Raw genomic sequence first — 17132 nt, 5'->3', positions numbered from 1 at the left:
GGCCCTGATGTACGACCCCACCGTCGCCCGGCTCACCTACCGGGCCCTGCTCGGCCGCCGCCGGGCCCTCATCCTCGGCGCGCTGCCGCTGCTGCTGCTCGTGATCTCCGTGGCCGTGCGCGCCCTGACCGGCGCGGACGACCAGACGGCCGCCGACGTCCTGGGCGGTTTCGCGCTCGCCACGATGGTGCCGATCATCGGAGTCATCGCGGGCACGGGCGCGATCGGCCCGGAGATCGACGACGGCTCCGTGGTGTACCTGCTGTCCAAGCCGCTGAAGCGGCCCACGATCATCCTGACGAAGCTGATCGTCGCGATCGCGGTGACCATGGTGTTCTCCGCCGTGCCGACCATGCTCGCGGGCCTGATCCTGAACGGCAACGGCCAGCAGATCGCCGTCGCCTACACGGTCGCCGCGCTGGTCTCCTCCATCGCCTACTCGGCGCTGTTCCTGCTGCTGGGCACGGTGTCCCGGCACGCGGTGGTCCTCGGGCTCGTCTACGCGCTCGTCTGGGAGGCCCTGTTCGGCTCCCTGGTGCCGGGCGCGCGCACGCTGAGCGTCCAGCAGTGGTCGCTGGCCGTCGCCCAGAAGGTCGCCGGCGGGGACCTGGTGACCTCGGACGTCGGGCTGACGACGGCCACCGTGCTGCTCGTCGTGGTCACCGTCCTGGCGACCTGGTACGCCGGGCAGAAGCTGCGGGCACTGAAGCTGGCGGGCGAGGAGTAGTTCCGCGGGGGCCCCGGTCCACCTTGACGGGGCCTTCACCTCCGCGTGGGCACACTGGACGCAGCGGACGTACGGCTGGGAGGCCGCGATGGCTGAGCGGACACCGGAGCACGGCGGAGCCGGGGCCGAGGGCGACGACTGGGACGAGACCGTCCTGGACGAGGCGTTCGTACGGGCCGCGGAGACCTCCGAGCCGTCCGCGCGGGCCCGGATGCTCGCCGCCCGCTGGCGCGCCGAGTCACCGGAGCCGCAGCCCTGGCGGTCGGACGAGCCGCCCGCGGGATGGTTCTTCGGCAAGGCGCGCCGGCGCAGATGGCGGCGCCGGTAGGACGGTCGCGGGCCCGGTTAATCCGGTGGCGCCCAACCCCCGCGCGGAGCACAGTGGTTGTGCCCCACCGGCCGGGACGGACCCGGCGCACGGACCGGGAGAGGAGCTGGGCGATGTCCATGCACGACAGTACGCCCGGCTCCCGTCAGGGCAGCCCGGGGCGGGCTCCGGAGTGAAAGCCACCGCTCCGTGGAGCTCAGGGGAGCTGCCCGGGGCGGCCGCTTCGAGCACGCGATGTCGCTCTCGCGTGGGCCGCCCACCCGGAGGATTGGCCGAGCGGTAAGGCACTGGCGCGCACCGTGTTCGATCACGAGGCCGGTTTCGATCACCGGGCCGAGGTCGAGCCGGAGCGGGCCGAGGTCGGGTGTGAGAGCCCGCGCACGTTCGAGTCGTGCATCCTCCGCGAGACGTTGCCACCAGGGCGGGTGGCGGCGCCGTCGTCGTACGTCGCGCGGACTACGGCAGCAGCCGCTCCAGGACCGCCGCGATGCCGTCCTCCTCGTTGGAGGCGGTGACCTCGTCCGCCACCGCCCGGAGTTCCTCGTGGGCGTTGGCCATGGCCACGCCGTGGGCGGCCCAGGCGAACATCGGGATGTCGTTGGGCATGTCGCCGAAGGCGATGGTGCCCGCGGCCTTGACCCCCAGCCGGCGGGCGGCCAGGGACAGGCCCGTGGCCTTGGAGAGGCCGAGCGGCAGCAGTTCCACGATGCCCGCGCCCGCCATCGCCACCGTGACGAAACCGCCGGCCACACGCCGGGCCACGTCCGCCAGCTCGTCGTCGCCGAGCGTCGGGTGCTGTATGTAGACCTTGTTCAACGGGGCGGACCACAGGTCGGCCGCGTCCGTGAACGGGGTGGCGGGGAGGTTGCCCGTGACCGCGTAGCCCGGCCCCACCAGCACCTCGCCGTCCAGGCCGTCCCGGCTCGCCGCCAGGTACAGCGGCCCCACCTCGGCCTCGAGCTTCGCCAGGGCCACGCCCGCGAGCTGCCGGTCGAGGGTGACCGAGGTCAGCAGGCGGTGCGCGCCGGCGTCGTACACCTGGGCGCCCTGGCCGCAGACGGCGAGGCCGTCGTAGCCGAGGTCGTCCAGGATGTGGCGGGTCCAGGGGACCGCGCGGCCGGTGACGACGATGTGGGCCGCGCCCGCCGCGGTGGCCGCGGCGAGCGCGTCACGGGTGCGCCGCGAGATCGACTCGTCGGAGCGCAGAAGCGTTCCGTCGAGATCGGTCGCGATCAGCTGGAAGGGGAATCCGGCGCTCACTTGGCGACCGGCTCCAGGACCTCCCGGCCGCCCAGGTACGGGCGCAGCACCTCGGGAACACGGACCGAGCCGTCGGGCAGCTGGTGGTTCTCCAGGATCGCCACGATCGTGCGCGGTACGGCGCACAGGGTGCCGTTGAGGGTGGCCAGCGGGCGGACCTGCTTGCCGTCGCGCATCCGGATCGACAGGCGGCGGGACTGGAACTCGGTGCAGTCCGAGGTCGACGTCAGCTCGCGGTACTTGCCCTGGGTCGGGATCCACGCCTCGCAGTCGTACTTACGGGAGGCCGAGGCGCCGAGGTCCGCGGAGGCCACGTCGATGACGCGGAACGGGAGCTCCAGCGAGGTCAGCCACTGCTTCTCCCACTCCAGCAGGCGCTTGTGCTCCTGCTGGGAGTCCTCGGGAGTCACGTAGGAGAACATCTCGACCTTGTCGAACTGGTGCACGCGGAAGATGCCCCGCGTGTCCTTGCCGTGCGAGCCGGCCTCGCGGCGGAAGCAGGGCGAGAAGCCCGCGTACCGCAGCGGCAGCCGGTCGGCGTCGATGATCTCGTCCATGTGATAGGCCGCCAGCGGGACCTCGGAGGTGCCGACCAGGTACAGGTCGTCCTTGTCGAGGTGGTAGACGTCCTGGGCCGCCTGGCCGAGGAAGCCGGTGCCGGCCATGGACTGCGGGCGCACCAGCGCCGGGGTCAGCATCGGCGTGAAGCCGGCCTCGGTGGCCTGCGCGATCGCCGCGTTGACCAGGGCCAGCTCCAGCAGGGCGCCGACGCCGGTGAGGAAGTAGAAGCGGGAGCCGGAGACCTTGGCGCCGCGCTCGACGTCGATCGCGCCGAGCACCTGGCCGAGCTCCAGGTGGTCCTTGGGCTCGAAGCCCTCGGCGCCGAAGTCGCGGATGACGCCGTGCGTCTCCAGCGTGACGAAGTCCTCCTCGCCGCCGACGGGCACGTCGGGGTGGACGAGGTTGCCGAGCTGCTGCAGCAGCCGCTGGGTCTCGGCGTCGGCCGCGTCGCGCTCCGCGTCGGCGGCCTTGACGTCGGCCTTGAGCTGCTCGGCGCGCGCCAGCAGCTCGGCCTTCTCCTCCGGAGTGGCCTTGGGGATCAGCTTGCCGAGCGACTTCTGCTCGGCGCGCAGCTCGTCGAAGCGGACGCCGGAGGACCTGCGCCGTTCGTCGGCAGACAGGAGGGAGTCGACGAGCGCGACGTCCTCTCCACGGGCGCGCTGGGACGCGCGCACACGGTCGGGGTCCTCACGGAGCAGGCGAAGGTCAATCACGCGAGCAAGGCTACCGGTGCGAGCTCGCAGGTCACGACTCACTATTGCGACTCGCGCCTTACATGCCGTTTCGGGCCAATTGCGCAGAGTGGTGGCGGGTGTCAAGAAAAGGTGTCTCAATCCCTGGAACGAGGCAGGCGGCGGATTCCCGGTTGACCGGATTTCCTTGCGGGGGGCGGGACTTGGAGAGGCCGTTGTCCACAGCGATCCGGCCCCCCAGGGGAGTTATCCACAGGCTGTGCGGAAACTCTGTGGATTCCGGAATTGATCACTCCGGAAGTTTCGGCCCGGCGAAGGAATTCTCGCCGCGAGCTGGGATGACACCCACTTTCGAGTGGAAAGGGGTCGCCCCAAAAGATGAACCAAAGGAAACGGGTGGACGAAGGGTGACGTGCGGGACGGTGGCCGCAAGAGGGACTTGCAGGGCGATTTGTCGACGGGATCGCGCGCCCTTGTCGACTTGTCCCCAGGTCGAGAAGCGGGCCTGTGGATAACTTCTGTGGATAACGAAGATATGCAGGTAGGACTGACCGGAGCAGTCTACGGCCGCTTCAGAACCGGCCGTCCTGGCAGCGCGCCACCCAGTCGGCGGCCGCCACGAACTCCCCGTCCGACGTGCCCGCGGGAGTGGCCCGGGCCTCGCCGGGGAGGATGTCGGCGCGCGGGTAGGAGCCGAGGAACCGCACCTGGAGGCAGATCCGCTTCAGTCCCATCAGCGCCTCGGCCATCCGCCGGTCGGAGATGTGCCCCTCGGCGTCGATGCAGAAGCAGTAGTTGCCGATGCCGGCGCCGGTGGGCCGCGACTGCAGCAGCATGAGGTTGATGCCCCGGGAGGCGAACTCGCCCAGCAGGTCGCGCAGGGCGCCGGGATGGTCGTCCCGCTGCCACAGCACCACCGAGGTCTTGTCGGCGCCGGTCGGTGCCGCGGGCCGGGCCGGGCGGCCGACGAGCACGAAGCGGGTCTGCGCGTTCTCCGCGTCGTGGATACCGGTCTCCAGGGCCTCCAGGCCGTACCGGGCGGCGGCGAACTCGCCCGCGAAGGCGGCGTCGTACTGGCCTTCCTGGACCAGCCGGGCGGCGTCCGCGTTCGAGGCGGCCGACTCCCAGTGGACGTCCGGCAGGTTGTTCCTGAGCCAGTTGCGCACCTGCGGCTGGGCCGCCGGGTGCGCGGAGACCGTCTTGATGTCCGCCAGCCGGGTGCCCGGCCGGACGAGCAGCGCGAAGGTGATCGACAGCAGCACCTCGCGGTAGATCGTCAGCGGCTCGCCCGCGACCAGCTCGTCCAGGGTGGTGGTGATGCCGCCCTCGACGGAGTTCTCGATCGGCACGAACGCGGCCTCGGCCTCGCCGGCCCGCACCGCGTCCAGCGCCGACTGCACCGAGACGTAGGGCATGAGCTCCCGGGTGGCCGCCTCCGGAAGCGTGCGCAGGGCGACTTCGGTGAAGGTGCCTTCGGGACCGAGATACGCATAGCTCGCTGGCATGTCCTCACCCTAATGGGCGCCGGGGCGCGCGGCTTCCGTGTCTCATCGACGCCACTCGACCGGGTGGTTTGAATCCCCGCAGGGGTGATTCCCCGGCCGGATTCACCCCTCCAGAAGCCGCTGGCCCACGTACTCTCCCGCGGCCGCGCCGCCGGGCACCGCGAACAGGCCGCTGGCCTCGTGCCGGATGAACCGCGAGAGGGCGTCGCCCCGGTCGAGCTTGCGCTGCACCGGGACGAAGCCGCGCAGCGGGTCCGCCTGCCAGCAGACGAAGAGCAGCCCGGCGTCCGGCGTGCCGTCCTGGTCGATGCCGTCGTGGAAGGAGAACGGGCGTCGCAGCATGGCCGCGCCGCCGTTGCGGTCGGGCCGGGTGATCCGGGCGTGGGCGTTGACGGGAACGGCCGGCTCGCCCTGGGCGTCGGTCTTGTCCAGGTCCATCGGCGTCGTCTCGTCGCCCCCGGACAGCGGGGCCCCGGTGTCCTTGCGGCGCCCGATGACCGCCTCCTGGGCCGCGAGCGACAGCGTCTCCCAGTCGTCCAGGAGCATGCGGATACGGCGTACGACGGCGTAGGAGCCGTTCGCCATCCACGCGGGCTCCGCCGAGGCGGGCACGAAGATCCGCCGGTCGAAGTCGGCGTCGGCGGGCTTGGGGTTGCGGGTGCCGTCGATCTGGCCCATGAGGTTGCGGGCCGTCATGGGGTGCGCGGTGGCGCCGGGGCTGCGGTTGAAGCCGTTCATCTGCCAGCGGACGCGGGCCGCGTGCCCGGCGTCCTTCTGGATGGCGCGCAGTGCGTGGAAGGCCACGAGGGCGTCGTCGGCGCCGATCTGCACCCAGAGGTCGCCGTCGCTGCGTGCCTTGTCGAGCCGGTCGGAGGAGAAGTCGGGCAGCGGGTCCAGGGCCGCCGGGCGCTGCTTCTCCAGGCCGGTCCGGCCGAAGAAGCTGTGCCCGAAACCGAAGGTGATCGTCAGCGAGGACGGTCCCGCGTCGCGGGCAACACCGGTGTCGCCGTGCGGGGCCGTCTCACCCGCCATCAGCCGCTCGGCCGTCGCCGACCAGCGGCGCAGCAGGGCCGCAGCCTCCTTGCGGCCCGCCCCCGCCGCGAGGTCGAAGGCGACGAGGTGGCCGCGGGCCTGGAGTCCCTCGGTGATGCCGGGCTGATGTTTCCCGTGAAACATCGCCCGGCCGGCGCCCACCGAGGTCAGCGGAGTGGCCTGGGCGGGCGCCGAGGCGTATCCCACGGCCCCGCCGGCCGCGCCGAGCACCAGCCCGGTGGCCCCGGCGGTGCCGAGCAGCGCACGCCGGGAGACACCACCGTGGCCCTCGGCTGCGCCGCCGTGGTGGGCGCTCGTCCCGGATGCCGGGGAGCCGGGCGTGCGGGTCTCGGGAAGGGACTGGTCGGGCATGGTGTGGTTCAGCCGATCTGCGCGTTCTTGGAGACGGTCGCCTGGTCGATGTCGGAGGTCCGCACGGTCACGGCGACCTTCCAGTCGCCCGCCATGGGAATCTGCACCCCGCTCGCCGCCCAGTGGCCGGTGGTGATGTGGTCCGGGGTGACCGGGAGCGGCCCGATCTTCCTCGCGGCGAGGGTGAGGGCGACCTTCACCTCGGGGACGTCGAAGGCGCGTCCGTTGGGCCGCTGGACGTAGACGTGCATCTCGTTGCCGCCCACGCGCGCGGGGTCGAAGTCGATCCGGACCAGGCCCTTGCCGTCGGCGCCTCCGGTGTCGAAGGGCATGTCCAGGGTCAGCGCGCCGGACGACGACGAGGAACTGGAGGAGGACGAGGAGGCGGCCTTGGCCTCCAGCTCGGTGCGGCCCGGCTCGGTCTGGGTCAGCCAGGTGGTGACGGCGAGCAGCACGACCGCGACACCGGCCTCGGTGAGCACCGAGCGGCGCAGCCCGAAGCGGTTCGGGTCGGCGTCCCGCCGGCGCTTCTGCCGGGCGGCGTCGACCGCGGCCCGCTGCCGGGCGAGCTGGGCGGCGCGTTCGCCGCCACCGGGGGCGCCCTCCGCGTCCTCCCGGCCGGCGGAGACCGGCGCGGAGACGGACTCCCGCTCCGGCTCCCCGATCGTTGCGGCTTCGGCCGCCGGGTCCGCGAGCCGTCCCGTCCAGCGCCGGGAGATCCACGCGAGGCCGACCAGCAGGGCCACCAGCGCGATCTTGACGAGCAGCAGCTGCCCGTACCGGGTCTCGGTGAACGCCGACCAGGAGCCGAGCTGGCGCCAGGACTGGTAGGCGCCGGTGGCGACCAGGGCGAGGACGGAGGCGAAGGCGAGACGGGAGAAGCGGTGGACGGCGGCGGCTTCGACCGGGGTGTCGGCGGGCGCCCGGTACAGGGCGACGAGCAGGGCGGCGAGGCCGCCCAGCCAGGCGGCGACGGCCAGCAGGTGGACCACGTCCACGGGCATGGCGATGCCCGGCTGGAGTCCGGTGGAGGCGTGCTCGGCCATGGCCCAGCTCGCCGCGAGCCCGGCGGCCACGACCACTCCGCCGACGGCCAGCCCGAAGGTGAGGTCGCGCTTCTCCTCGGCCTCCTCCCGCCGGTTGTAGGCGCCGAAGAGGACGGCGATGAACAGTGCGGCGGCGGCGAGCAGCAGCAGCCGGGAGACCAGCGCCGCGCCGGTCTTGGTCTGCAGCACCTGGCCGAGCAGGTCCAGGTCGAAGACGTCGCCGAACTTCCCGGAGGAGGTGTACGAGCCGCGCAGGAGCAGCAGCCAGAGCGTGGACGCGGTGAGCGCCAGCCAGCCGCCCACCACCAGCCGCTGCAGGGGCCGTACGCCCGAGCCGCGCTGCCAGCAGAGCAGCACGAAGGCGGCGCCGCCCGCGAGCACGATGAAGCCGGCGTAGGAGACGTACCGTCCGGCGGAGTAGAGCCGGCCGACGGCCGTGTCGGAGGCTGTGGTGCCGACACCGGAGACGACCGTCTGCGAGGGCGCCCCGATGGAGAAGGTGTAGGCGCCGGCGACCGGGTGGCTGTCCGCCGAGACGACCTGGTAGCCGACCGTGTAGGTGCCCTTGGCCAGGCCGCCCTTGAGCTTCACCGCGTAGGTGGTCCCGCTCACGTTGACCGGCGCACCGGCCTGGATCTTCCGGCCCTTGGGGTCGAGGACCTGCACCGAGTCGTCGTTCATGGCCACCTTCTCGGAGAAGGTGAGCGACACCTGGGTGGGCGCCCTGTCGACCACCACCCCCTGCGCGGGGTCGCTGCCGGTCAGCGCGGCGTGCGCGGAGGCCGGACCGGCGCCCGCGAGCAGCGCGCCGGTGACGGCGATGAGCAGCAGCACCAGGGTGCGCAGGCGGGGGGTGATGGTCCGCGTCAAGGTGGTCCCTCCCTCAGTGTCCGGTCGACGGGTTGTACGTGGCGGACTTCACCGGCATCTCGACGGTGAGGGGCCCGGACTCGGCGAACGTGAGCTTCAGGGTCACGTGCTGGCCCTGCTTCGGCCTGCGCTTCAGCTCCTCGAACATCAGGTGGTTGCCGCCGCTTCGGAAGACCAGCCTGCCGTGGGCGGGTATCGCGAAGGAGGACTTCTCCCGCATCGCCCCGCCGACGGTGCTGTGCATGGTGACCCGGCCGGCGACGTCGCTGCCGACCGAGGTCAGCGCGTCCTTCGCGCCGCCCTGGTTGGTGATCGTCAGGAAGCCCGCGGCCATGTCGGGGGAGACCGGCTGGGGCATGTAGACCGAGCTCACGGACAGCTCGGCCGCCGCGGAGCCCGAGCCGGAGTCCGCTCCGGAACCGGAGCCGCAGCCGGTCAGGGCGAGGGCGCCGGCGAGCACGGCCGCCGGCAGGAGGGCACGCCTCACGGCCTGGCTCCCTCGACGAGCTTCGGCAGGTCCTTGGTGTAGTCGTCGACGGTGGTGTCCTCGCCGTAGAGGACGTAGCCGCCGTCGGTCTTCGGGGAGAAGGCGATGACCTGGGTGCCGTGCACCGAGACGGTCTTGCCGTTCTTGTCCTTGGTCGTCGGCTCGATGGAGATGCCCAGTGAGCGGGCGCCGGCCTGGATGGTGGCGAAGTCGCCGGTCAGACCGGTGAACCCAGGGTCGATGCCCTTGAGCCACTTGCCCAGCTCGGCGGGGGTGTCGCGGTCGGGGTCGGTGGTGACGAAGACGACCCTGAGATCGGCCTGCTCGGCCTTGGGCAGCGCCTTCTTGGCGACGGCGATGTTGCTCATCGTCGTCGGGCAGATGTCGGGGCAGTGCGTGTAGCCGAAGTAGACGAGCGTGGGGTGGCCCTTGGTCTCGGCGCGCAGGTCGTACTTCTTGCCGTGCGTGTCGGTCAGGACCAGGTCCGGCTTCTCGAACGGCCGGTCGAGGATGGTCGCGGCCTTGCCCGAGTCGGACTCCTCGGAGACCACGGAGACCGGCGACGAGGTGTCGTCACCGCTGCCGCAGGCGGAGAGGGTGAAGGAGGCGGCGGCGAGCAGCGCGGCCGCGGCGAACGTCTTCTTGCGCATAGAAAAATGTCCCAGATGTGATGACTCCGGCGCGCACCGGGGGTCCGGTGAAAGGGTCGCACGACCCCCGGTGCGCGTGCGGAACGGTGATCAGGCGGTCCGGCGGCGGCCCGCGAGGACGCCGTAGGCCACGCCCGCGGCGCCGATGACGATGCCGGCCACGCCGAGCACGCGGGCGGTGGTGTCGCTGCCGCTCTTCGCGCCCTCGTTGTCGTCGGCGGCGGCGGTCTGCCCGGTCTTGCCGTCGGTCTCGTCGGCGGCCTTGTCGGCGCCGGCCGAGGTGCCGTGGTGGTCGTCGGCGGCGGCGGACAGCTCCAGCACCGGGGCCGGGTTCTCGGGCTCGGCCTGGCCCTCCTGCGGCACCTCGATCCAGCGCACGACCTCCTTGTCGGAGTACGTCTGGATCGCCTTGAACACGAGCTGGTCGGTGTCCTCGGGCAGGGCGCCGACGGAGAGCGGGAACTTCTGGAAGTAACCGGGTTCCACGCCCTTGCCGTCGGCGGTCCAGGTGACCTTGGTGACGGCCTCGTCGATCTTCTCGCCGTGCATCGTCAGCGGCTTGTCGAGCTTGGACTTGGTGACCTTGACGCTCCAGCCGGGCAGCGGCTGGGGCATGACGGAGGCCAGCGGGTGGTCGGCGGGGAAGTTCACCTCGAGCTTGACGGTCGAGGCGTCGTCGCGCTCGTTGGGGACCTTGAAGTCGACGACCGCGTAGCCGCCCTTGGCCGCGGATCCTTCGGGCTGCACGCTGACGTGCGCGAAGGCGGGGCCGGACAGGGCGAGGACGGCCGAGCCCGCGACGGCGGTGGCGGCGGCGATACGAGAAGCCTTCATGGCAGGGAGCACTCCACTTCGAGTGAGTTCGGTGGTGATCGGGAGTACGCGTGCGCGTGGCGGAGCCGTTCGGCGTGCCACCGGGTGAGATGCGCGCGCGTGCCGCACGACGGCGGCCCCTCCCGTCCGGCTCGTCCGTTTCCGGCTCCGGGGCGGTGGTGCTCGCGTCGTGTCAGGCGGCGAGGAGGAACGCGGCCGCGGGCGGGCCGCGCCGGATCACCGTGTGCTGGAGTGCGGTGGTGCGCGGGGCGGGCGGTTCGTCGCGGGCGGCCCGGCGGCCGCGCGGGTGCGGCTCGGCCGCGGGCAGCAGCCCGGCGCACAGGACGCGGGTCAGCGCGAGCGCGGCGCGCAGGGAACGCACGAGCGCCCCCTCGGTGACTCCGTGCGCCGACAGCTCGATCAGCCGCAGTACGGCCAGGTCGCCCCGGCGCAGCAGCCAGCCGGTCATGACGGCAGCGAGGACGTGGCCGAGGACCATCGGCACGGAGGGCAGCATCGACGCCGGCGAGCCGCCGGAGCCGGCGGCCATGTGGTGCATGGGCGGCATGGCGCCCGCGGGGGCGCCCGCGGGGTCGACGAGGTGCGCGTCGAGCAGGAGCCGGTAGGCGTGCCCGGGGGTGAGCGCCGAGGCGCTGGACCCGCACAGCAGCCGGGCGGCCCGCTCGACGAGCACGCCGTCGCTGTCCGGCGTGGTCATGGGGCCCATGGGCGTCGCGCCCGCGGCCCCGTGCTGGCCCAGTCCGAACAGCGTGTGCAGCACGGTCTGGCCGAGCGCGAGGAGCGCGGCGATGCCCGGCAGCGACCGCGCCCGCCCGGCGAGCGGCGCCACGATCAGCAGGGAGCCCGCGAATCCCGCGCCCAGCGTCCACAGGGGTACCCGCGCGCAGGAGGCCAGCGTGTGCCCGGCCGCGGCCAGCACGACGCAGACCGCGGCGAACACCGCGGCCCGTAGCATCCGGAGCCCGGCTCCGGAGGGTGCCGTGCGGGGGTGGGGGGCAGTCATGGCGGGGTCATCATCGCACTGGACCCGACCGCGACCCGCGGCAGGTCGCCGGATCCGGTCATCCCGCGAACGCCGTTGACCTGACCGGAAGATCCCCTTCCGCCGGAATCGGATCTTCCGTACACCGTTTCCGTCCGGGGCGCGTCGTCCTTCTGGGCGGCCGCACGGGAACGGTGTGCTTACGGCCGGGCACGCGCGGCAATAGGTAACGGTATGTCGAGCCGCGGCCGGGAGGCTGGAGCATGAGCATCTGGTGGTCACTCCATCTGCGCCGCGAGCCCGCCAGCGTCCCGCTCGCCCGCCGGCTGCTCATCGGCACCATGGAGACCGCGGGCGTCGACCCGGAGGTCTCCTACGACCTGTCCGTCGCCCTCAGCGAGGCCTGCGCGAACGCGGTCGAGCACGGCGGGGACGGTGTCCGCACGGGCTGCTCGGAGGCGTACCGGGTGACCGCCTACCTCGACGGCGAGAAGTGCCGTATCGAGGTGGCCGATTCGGGGCCCGGCTTCACCATGGCCCAGGAGCTCAGGCCCGCGCGGTCGGACGCCGAGCACGGCCGCGGGCTCTGTCTGATCCGGGAACTCGCCGATCACGTGCACATCGGCGGCAAGCCGGGCCGGGGCGGGACCGTGGTCAGCTTCGACAAGATCCTCAAGTGGAAGAAGGACCCGTCGCTGCTCACGGCATGACGGGCGCCGGTCCGGGCCCGCGCCGCTAGGGTGCCCGCATGCATGTCGACGACCTGGGCGGTTCGGGGATGCCCGGCGGAGCGGTCCTGCGCCCGCTCGCCGCGGACGACGCCGTCGCGCTCGCCGCCGCCTACGTGCGCAACCGCGCGCATCTGGAGCCCTGGGAGCCGGTCCGGCCGGAGGTCTTCTTCACCGCCGGGGGCCAGGCCGAGCGGATAGCGGGGCTGCTGCGGCAGCGCGCCGAGGGCTCCGTGGTGCCGTGGGTGTTCGAGGCCGCGGACGGCCGGATCGTCGGGGCGATCACCCTGTCCGGGATCTCCCGCGGTCCCTTCTGCAGCTCCCACCTCGGATACTGGGTCGCGGCCGACCAGCAGAACAAGGGGCTGGCCAGCGCCGCGGTGGAACAGGTCTGCCGGATCGCCCGGGACACGGTCGGGCTGCACCGGATCGAGGCGTCGACGCTGACCTGCAACACCGGCTCGCAGCGGGTGCTGGCGAAGTGCGGTTTCACGCCGATCGGTCTTGCCCCCCGGTACCTGCACATCAACGGCGCATGGCGGGACTGCCGGCTCTTCCAGCGCGTGCTCCACGACCACGCCCCCCTTCCGTGAGGGAGGCTCCCGGACCCGCCGCGAACGCCGATGGCCGGACGCCCCCGCGGGCGCCCGGCCATCGGCGGTCGGTGGGTGCGGTCAGCCCTTGAGCGACGCCATCCAAGCCTCGACCTCGTCGGAGCGGCGCGGCAGGCCCGCCGAGAGGTTCCGGTTGCCGTCCTCGGTGACGAGGATGTCGTCCTCGATGCGGACGCCGATGCCCCGGTACTCCTCCGGGACCGTCAGGTCGTCGGCCTGGAAGTACAGGCCCGGCTCGACGGTGAGGACCATGCCCGGCTCCAGGGTGCCGTCCACGTACGTCTCGGTGCGCGCGGCCGCGCAGTCGTGGACGTCCATGCCGAGCATGTGACCCGTGCCGTGCAGCGTCCAGCGGCGCTGCAGACCCAGCTCCAGGACGCGCTCGACCGGGCCCTCGACCAGGCCCCACTCGACGAGCCGCTCGGCGAGCACGCGCTGGGCGGCGTCGTGGAAGTCGCGGAACTTGGCGCCCGGCTTCACCGCCGCGATGCCGGCCTCCTGGGCCTCGTACACGGCGTCGTAGATCTTCTTCTGGATCTCGCTGTACGTGCCGTTGACGGGCAGCGTGCGCGTGACGTCGGCGGTGTACAGCGTGTGCGTCTCCACACCGGCGTCCAGCAGGAGCAGGTCGCCGGAGCGCACCGGGCCGTCGTTGCGCACCCAGTGCAGCGTGCAGGCGTGCGGGCCGGACGCGCAGATGGAGCCGTAGCCGATGTCGTTGCCCTCGACGCGCGCGCGGAGGAAGAACGTGCCCTCGATGTAGCGCTCGCTCGTCGCCTCGGCCTTGTCGAGGACCTTCACCACGTCCTCGAAGCCGCGGACCGTGGAGTCGACGGCCTTCTGCAGCTCGCCGACCTCGAACTCGTCCTTGACCAGCCGGGCCTCGGAGAGGAAGACGCGCAGCTCCTCGTCGCGCTCGGCGGTGACCTTGTCGGTCAGGGCCGCCTCGATGCCGGCGTCGTGGCCGCGCACGACCCGGACCGGGCCGGTGGCCTCGCGCAGCAGCTCCGCCAGCTCGCGCACGTCGGCGGCCGGGATGCCGTAGAGCGCCTCGGACTCGGTGAGCGAGTGGCGGCGGCCCACCCACAGCTCGCCCTGGCCGGACAGCCAGAACTCGCCGTTCTCGCGGTCGGAGCGGGGCAGGAGGTAGATCGTCTCCCGGTGCCCGCCGGCGGTGGGCTCCAGGACGAGGACGCCGTCCTCGGTCTGGTTGCCGGTGAGGTAGGCGTACTCGACGGAGGCGCGGAAGGCGTACTCCGTGTCGTTCGAGCGGGTCTTCAGGTTGCCCGCGGGGACGACCAGGCGCTCGCCGGGGAAGCGCGCGGACAGCGCGGCGCGGCGGCGCGCGGTCTCGGCGGCCTGCGGAACGGGCCGCAGGTCACGCATCTCCGTGTCGGCCCAGCCGGACTTCATGTTCTCGGCCAGCTCGTCGGAGACGCCCGGGTACAGGCCGTTCTTCCGCTGCTTGATGGGCTCCTCGGCCTCGGCTTCCGGACCAGCTGCGGTGGCAGCCTCGTCGGTGACAGCCGGGTTGAGCTCGTCGGCCACGTGATCCTCCTCGATACGCCTTGTGATCTCCCCCGGGCCCGCGACGCTCCTGCTTGTGGCCGAGCGGGGACCTCCATCATCGTACGGTCGCACCGGAGGCGGCCCGGGGCCGCGACGGCTGTTATGGCCGGTCATACCGGCCGGCCCGGGGCCGCCCGGGCCTCGGCGGCGGGCGGATCTCAGTCGAAGCGGGCGGCGAGCAGGACCACGTCCTCCGGGCTGTCCGCCGTGTCCCGGCCGTCCGGCAGCACCGTGCGCAGCACGTGGTCGGTGACCGCCTCGGGGTCGTGGCGCAGCGCGCGCGGGATGCCCGCGGCCGCCGCGTGCAGCCGGGCGAACGCCCGGTCCATCGGGTCGCCGGTACGGTGCAGCAGCCCGTCGGTGTAGAGCAGGACGGTGTCCCCGGCCTCGGCCTGCACCTCCACGCTGGGCGCCTCCCAGCAGGCGAGCATGCCGAGCGGCGCGGAGACGGAGGTCTCGGCGAACTCGGTGCGCCGCTCGCCGATCAGCAGCGGCGGGCTGTGCCCGGCGCCGGCCAGGGTGACCCGGCGCAGCGCCGGTTCGCAGTAGGCGAACAGCGCGGTGGCCGAACGCGCGGGCTCGGTCAGCCGTAGCAGCAGCTCCAGGTCGGACAGCACGGCGACCGGATCCTCGCCCTCCATCACGGCGTAGGCCCGCAGGGAGGCGCGCAGCCGGCCCATGGCGGCGACCGCGCTGGGCCCGGAGCCGGTGACCGAGCCGACGGAGAGGCCGAGGGCCGCGTCGGGCAGCGGCAGCGCGTCGTACCAGTCGCCGCCGCCGCGCGGGGAGGTGCGGTGCCGGGCGGCGAGCTGGACGCCGGCCACCCGGGGCAGCCGGGACGGGAGCAGTTCCTCGGTGATGGTGGCCATGCACGCGCGCGTGCGCTCCACTTCGAGCAGCCGGGCCAGGTGCTCGGAGGCGTGCCGGACGTAGAGGCCGGCCAAATGGCGGCGGCGCTCGTCCGGTTCGGCGGGCTCGTCGTAGAGCCACACGGCGGCGCCGAGGTGACCGGCGGAACCGGTGGACAGGGGCAGGGCGTAGCTGGCGGCGTAGCCGAGGCGGGCGGCCACCTCGCGGTGGCGCGGGTCGAGACCGTCCTCGGCGAAGAGGTCGGGGTGGGCGATCCCGTCGTGCGCGCCGGCGCCCCGGCCGGCGTCCAGGAGGGCGCCGTGGGGCAGGGCGTCCCGCGGCACGGTCTCGAGGTGGCCGAGATCGGCGCGGCCGAGTCCGAGACCGGCGGTGGTGCGCGGGCCGAGTCCGTCGCCGGGTTCCAGGGCGATCAGGCCGCGGCGCGCGCCGACCAGGGCGGAACCGGCGTGCAGCAGTTCCTGGAGGGCGGGCTCGAGCGCGTCGGTCGCGGAGAGGCGCTCGGTGAGTTCGTGCAGGGTCGTGAGATCCGAGACCCAGCCGGCCAGCCGGTCCTGGAGCAGCGTCCCGGGGGCGGGGCCGGCGGGAGCGGGGGTGCTCCTGGACGCGAGCGCGGCGTCGGGTGCCTGGGCGGCGTCCGGTGCGGGGGGTGCGGGCGCGACAGTGTGTGCGGGAGTGGGAACCGTTGGATCGATTCCGGCCACTTTCGGGGGGTGGGGGGCGTTCATGGCGTCCGGCCTTCAGACCGGTGCGTATTGCTCAGAAGCATCGCAAACCCCCATGTCATTCTGCGCCGCCTGCAGTGTCTCCACATGTACACGCACTCGTGAGGGGATGTCCAGCATTGTCCTGCGGGGATTCCTGGTGTCCATGGGTTTGAAGTGGCTTTCTCTCGAAACCCTTGCCTTACTGCCAAGTTGGCCTAAAACTGCCTCGGGTGACGGCTCTCTGCGGTCGACTGGCGTCGTTCCACGGAGCGTCACAACGGTCGTGCTGGGTACGTACTCGATGAAGGCCAGGGGTGGTTGGGGGCCACCCGGAACCTGGCGCCGGACCCGGACGTCATAACCATCGACGGCCGAGCCCCATCCTCCCGTGGCGGAGGCGGAGAGAAACACGCGCGACGGCAAAACGCCATACTTCGCCACCCCCGCGCCGCACCCGTGCTCCGATGGACGCACTGAGGACGCGGCCGACGACCGACCCCCGGGGTCCCCCCGCCGTGCGCGGGGGTGTGATGCGCCAACAGGTACGCACAGTGCAGTGATCGACACATGGTGTGATGTGGTCCACGGTGTTGCCAGCGGTGCAACGGAAAGGAACGAGCGCTCATGCGCGAGATCCTCGGAAGGCGACGCAGGCTCCTGTCCAGGCGGAACGACGGGAGGCCTGAGCCGATCAGCGCGGCCCTGACCTTCGCGACGGAATGGCAGTGGCCGGTACTCCCGGGTGTGGCGCCCGACCCGCAGGGCCGGGCCCGATGCGCCTGCCCGGACCCGGAGTGCACGGTGCCCGGCGCCCACCCCTTCGACCCCGGCCTGCTCGCGGCCACCACCGACGCGCGCATGGTGCGCTGGTGGTGGACCAACCGGCCGGCCGCGCCGATCGTCCTCGCCACCGGCGGCACGGCGCCCTGCGCGGTCAGCCTGCCGGCGCCCGCGGCGGCCCGCGCCCTCGACCTGCTCGACCGGCGGGGCATGCGCCTCGGCCCGGTGGTCGCCGCGCCCACCCGCTGGGCGGTGCTCGTCAAGCCGTACTCCATGGAGCAGCTCGGCGAACTGCTCTACGCCAAGGACTTCGTGCCCGGCTCCCTGCGTTTCCACGGAGAGGGCGGCTACATCGCCCTGCCGCCGTCCGAGACCGGTGAGGGCGCCGTCCGCTGGGAGCGCGCCCCGCTGCCCGGTTCGGCCTCGCCGTGGGTGCCCGACGTGGAGGCGGTGGTGGACGCCGTGGTCGACGCCCTCACTCGTACGGGTGTGAGCGCGCCCGAGTTGTAGGAGTGTCCGGC

The 17132-nt window shown here is 72.7% G+C and carries 16 protein-coding genes and 1 tRNA gene; 6 read left to right on the top strand and 11 right to left on the bottom strand.

Annotated features, from left to right (window positions below; translation table 11 throughout):
• Positions 1-7: 7 nt before the first annotated feature.
• The 3 genes from ACZ7JA_RS09470 to ACZ7JA_RS09460 all read left to right on the top strand — a co-directional run bounded on the left by ACZ7JA_RS09470 (position 8) and on the right by ACZ7JA_RS09460 (position 1458).
• The gene (locus ACZ7JA_RS09470) at positions 8-727 is read left to right on the top strand and encodes an ABC transporter permease (protein ID WP_351661612.1); all 720 of its coding nucleotides are present in this window, start codon (positions 8-10) and stop codon (positions 725-727) included.
• 88 nt (positions 728-815) lie between these two features.
• Positions 816-1055 (top strand): SGM_3592 family protein, encoded by a 240-nt coding sequence (locus ACZ7JA_RS09465; RefSeq protein ID WP_393432582.1) that lies wholly within the window; start codon positions 816-818, stop codon positions 1053-1055.
• A gap of 262 nt (positions 1056-1317) precedes the next feature.
• Positions 1318-1458: transfer RNA gene (locus ACZ7JA_RS09460), tRNA-OTHER, on the top strand.
• Between the two features lie 53 nt (positions 1459-1511).
• Here ACZ7JA_RS09460 and ACZ7JA_RS09455 read toward each other — a convergent pair.
• From ACZ7JA_RS09455 to ACZ7JA_RS09415, 9 genes are all read right to left on the bottom strand, one after another.
• Positions 1512-2315, bottom strand: coding sequence for an HAD family hydrolase (locus ACZ7JA_RS09455; protein ID WP_351661606.1), 804 nt, complete (start codon positions 2313-2315; stop codon positions 1512-1514).
• Complete coding sequence (serS, locus tag ACZ7JA_RS09450; RefSeq protein WP_351661603.1) at positions 2312-3589, bottom strand: serine--tRNA ligase; 1278 nt, start codon at positions 3587-3589, stop codon at positions 2312-2314. The genes ACZ7JA_RS09455 and serS overlap by 4 nt, the downstream gene beginning before the upstream one ends.
• A 551-nt stretch (positions 3590-4140) precedes the next feature.
• The gene (pheA, locus tag ACZ7JA_RS09445) at positions 4141-5073 is read right to left on the bottom strand and encodes a prephenate dehydratase (protein WP_351661600.1); all 933 of its coding nucleotides are present in this window, start codon (positions 5071-5073) and stop codon (positions 4141-4143) included.
• Between the two features lie 102 nt (positions 5074-5175).
• A complete protein-coding gene (gene efeB, locus ACZ7JA_RS09440) occupies positions 5176-6477 on the bottom strand; it encodes an iron uptake transporter deferrochelatase/peroxidase subunit (RefSeq protein WP_470807827.1) in 1302 nt (433 codons plus the stop codon).
• 8 nt (positions 6478-6485) lie between these two features.
• Complete coding sequence (locus ACZ7JA_RS09435) at positions 6486-8393, bottom strand: copper resistance CopC/CopD family protein (RefSeq protein WP_470807826.1); 1908 nt, start codon at positions 8391-8393, stop codon at positions 6486-6488.
• Between the two features lie 13 nt (positions 8394-8406).
• Positions 8407-8880, bottom strand: a complete 474-nt coding sequence (locus tag ACZ7JA_RS09430; protein WP_470807825.1) for a copper chaperone PCu(A)C — start codon at positions 8878-8880, stop codon at positions 8407-8409.
• Positions 8877-9530 (bottom strand): SCO family protein, encoded by a 654-nt coding sequence (locus ACZ7JA_RS09425; protein ID WP_470807824.1) that lies wholly within the window; start codon positions 9528-9530, stop codon positions 8877-8879. Before ACZ7JA_RS09425 ends, ACZ7JA_RS09430 begins: the two co-directional genes overlap by 4 nt.
• A 90-nt stretch (positions 9531-9620) precedes the next feature.
• Positions 9621-10364, bottom strand: coding sequence for a YcnI family copper-binding membrane protein (locus ACZ7JA_RS09420; protein ID WP_351661585.1), 744 nt, complete (start codon positions 10362-10364; stop codon positions 9621-9623).
• A gap of 172 nt (positions 10365-10536) precedes the next feature.
• Entirely contained in the window at positions 10537-11367 is an 831-nt protein-coding gene (locus tag ACZ7JA_RS09415; protein WP_470807823.1) for a hypothetical protein, read from the bottom strand.
• Between the two features lie 242 nt (positions 11368-11609).
• On the opposite strand from ACZ7JA_RS09415, the gene ACZ7JA_RS09410 reads away from it, so the two are divergent.
• Positions 11610-12056, top strand: a complete 447-nt coding sequence (locus ACZ7JA_RS09410) for an ATP-binding protein (RefSeq protein WP_351661579.1) — start codon at positions 11610-11612, stop codon at positions 12054-12056.
• A 38-nt stretch (positions 12057-12094) separates the two neighbouring features.
• A complete protein-coding gene (locus tag ACZ7JA_RS09405) occupies positions 12095-12667 on the top strand; it encodes a GNAT family N-acetyltransferase (RefSeq protein WP_389300108.1) in 573 nt (190 codons plus the stop codon).
• A gap of 81 nt (positions 12668-12748) precedes the next feature.
• Here the strand turns inward: ACZ7JA_RS09405 and ACZ7JA_RS09400 are convergent, their stop codons facing one another.
• Together ACZ7JA_RS09400 and ACZ7JA_RS09395 are read right to left on the bottom strand one after the other, a co-directional pair.
• Entirely contained in the window at positions 12749-14236 is a 1488-nt protein-coding gene (locus ACZ7JA_RS09400) for an aminopeptidase P family protein (RefSeq protein ID WP_351661576.1), read from the bottom strand.
• A gap of 179 nt (positions 14237-14415) precedes the next feature.
• Entirely contained in the window at positions 14416-15852 is a 1437-nt protein-coding gene (locus tag ACZ7JA_RS09395; RefSeq protein ID WP_450748520.1) for a PP2C family protein-serine/threonine phosphatase, read from the bottom strand.
• Between the two features lie 603 nt (positions 15853-16455).
• Between ACZ7JA_RS09395 and ACZ7JA_RS09390 the strand changes: the two genes are divergently transcribed.
• A complete protein-coding gene (locus tag ACZ7JA_RS09390; protein WP_351661571.1) occupies positions 16456-17121 on the top strand; it encodes a bifunctional DNA primase/polymerase in 666 nt (221 codons plus the stop codon).
• Positions 17122-17132: the final 11 nt, after the last annotated feature.

This window comes from Streptomyces sp. NPDC038135 (assembly GCF_055601245.1).
Note: the sequence above shows the minus strand (reverse complement) of the source record. Positions and strands in the feature narration are given on the sequence as shown.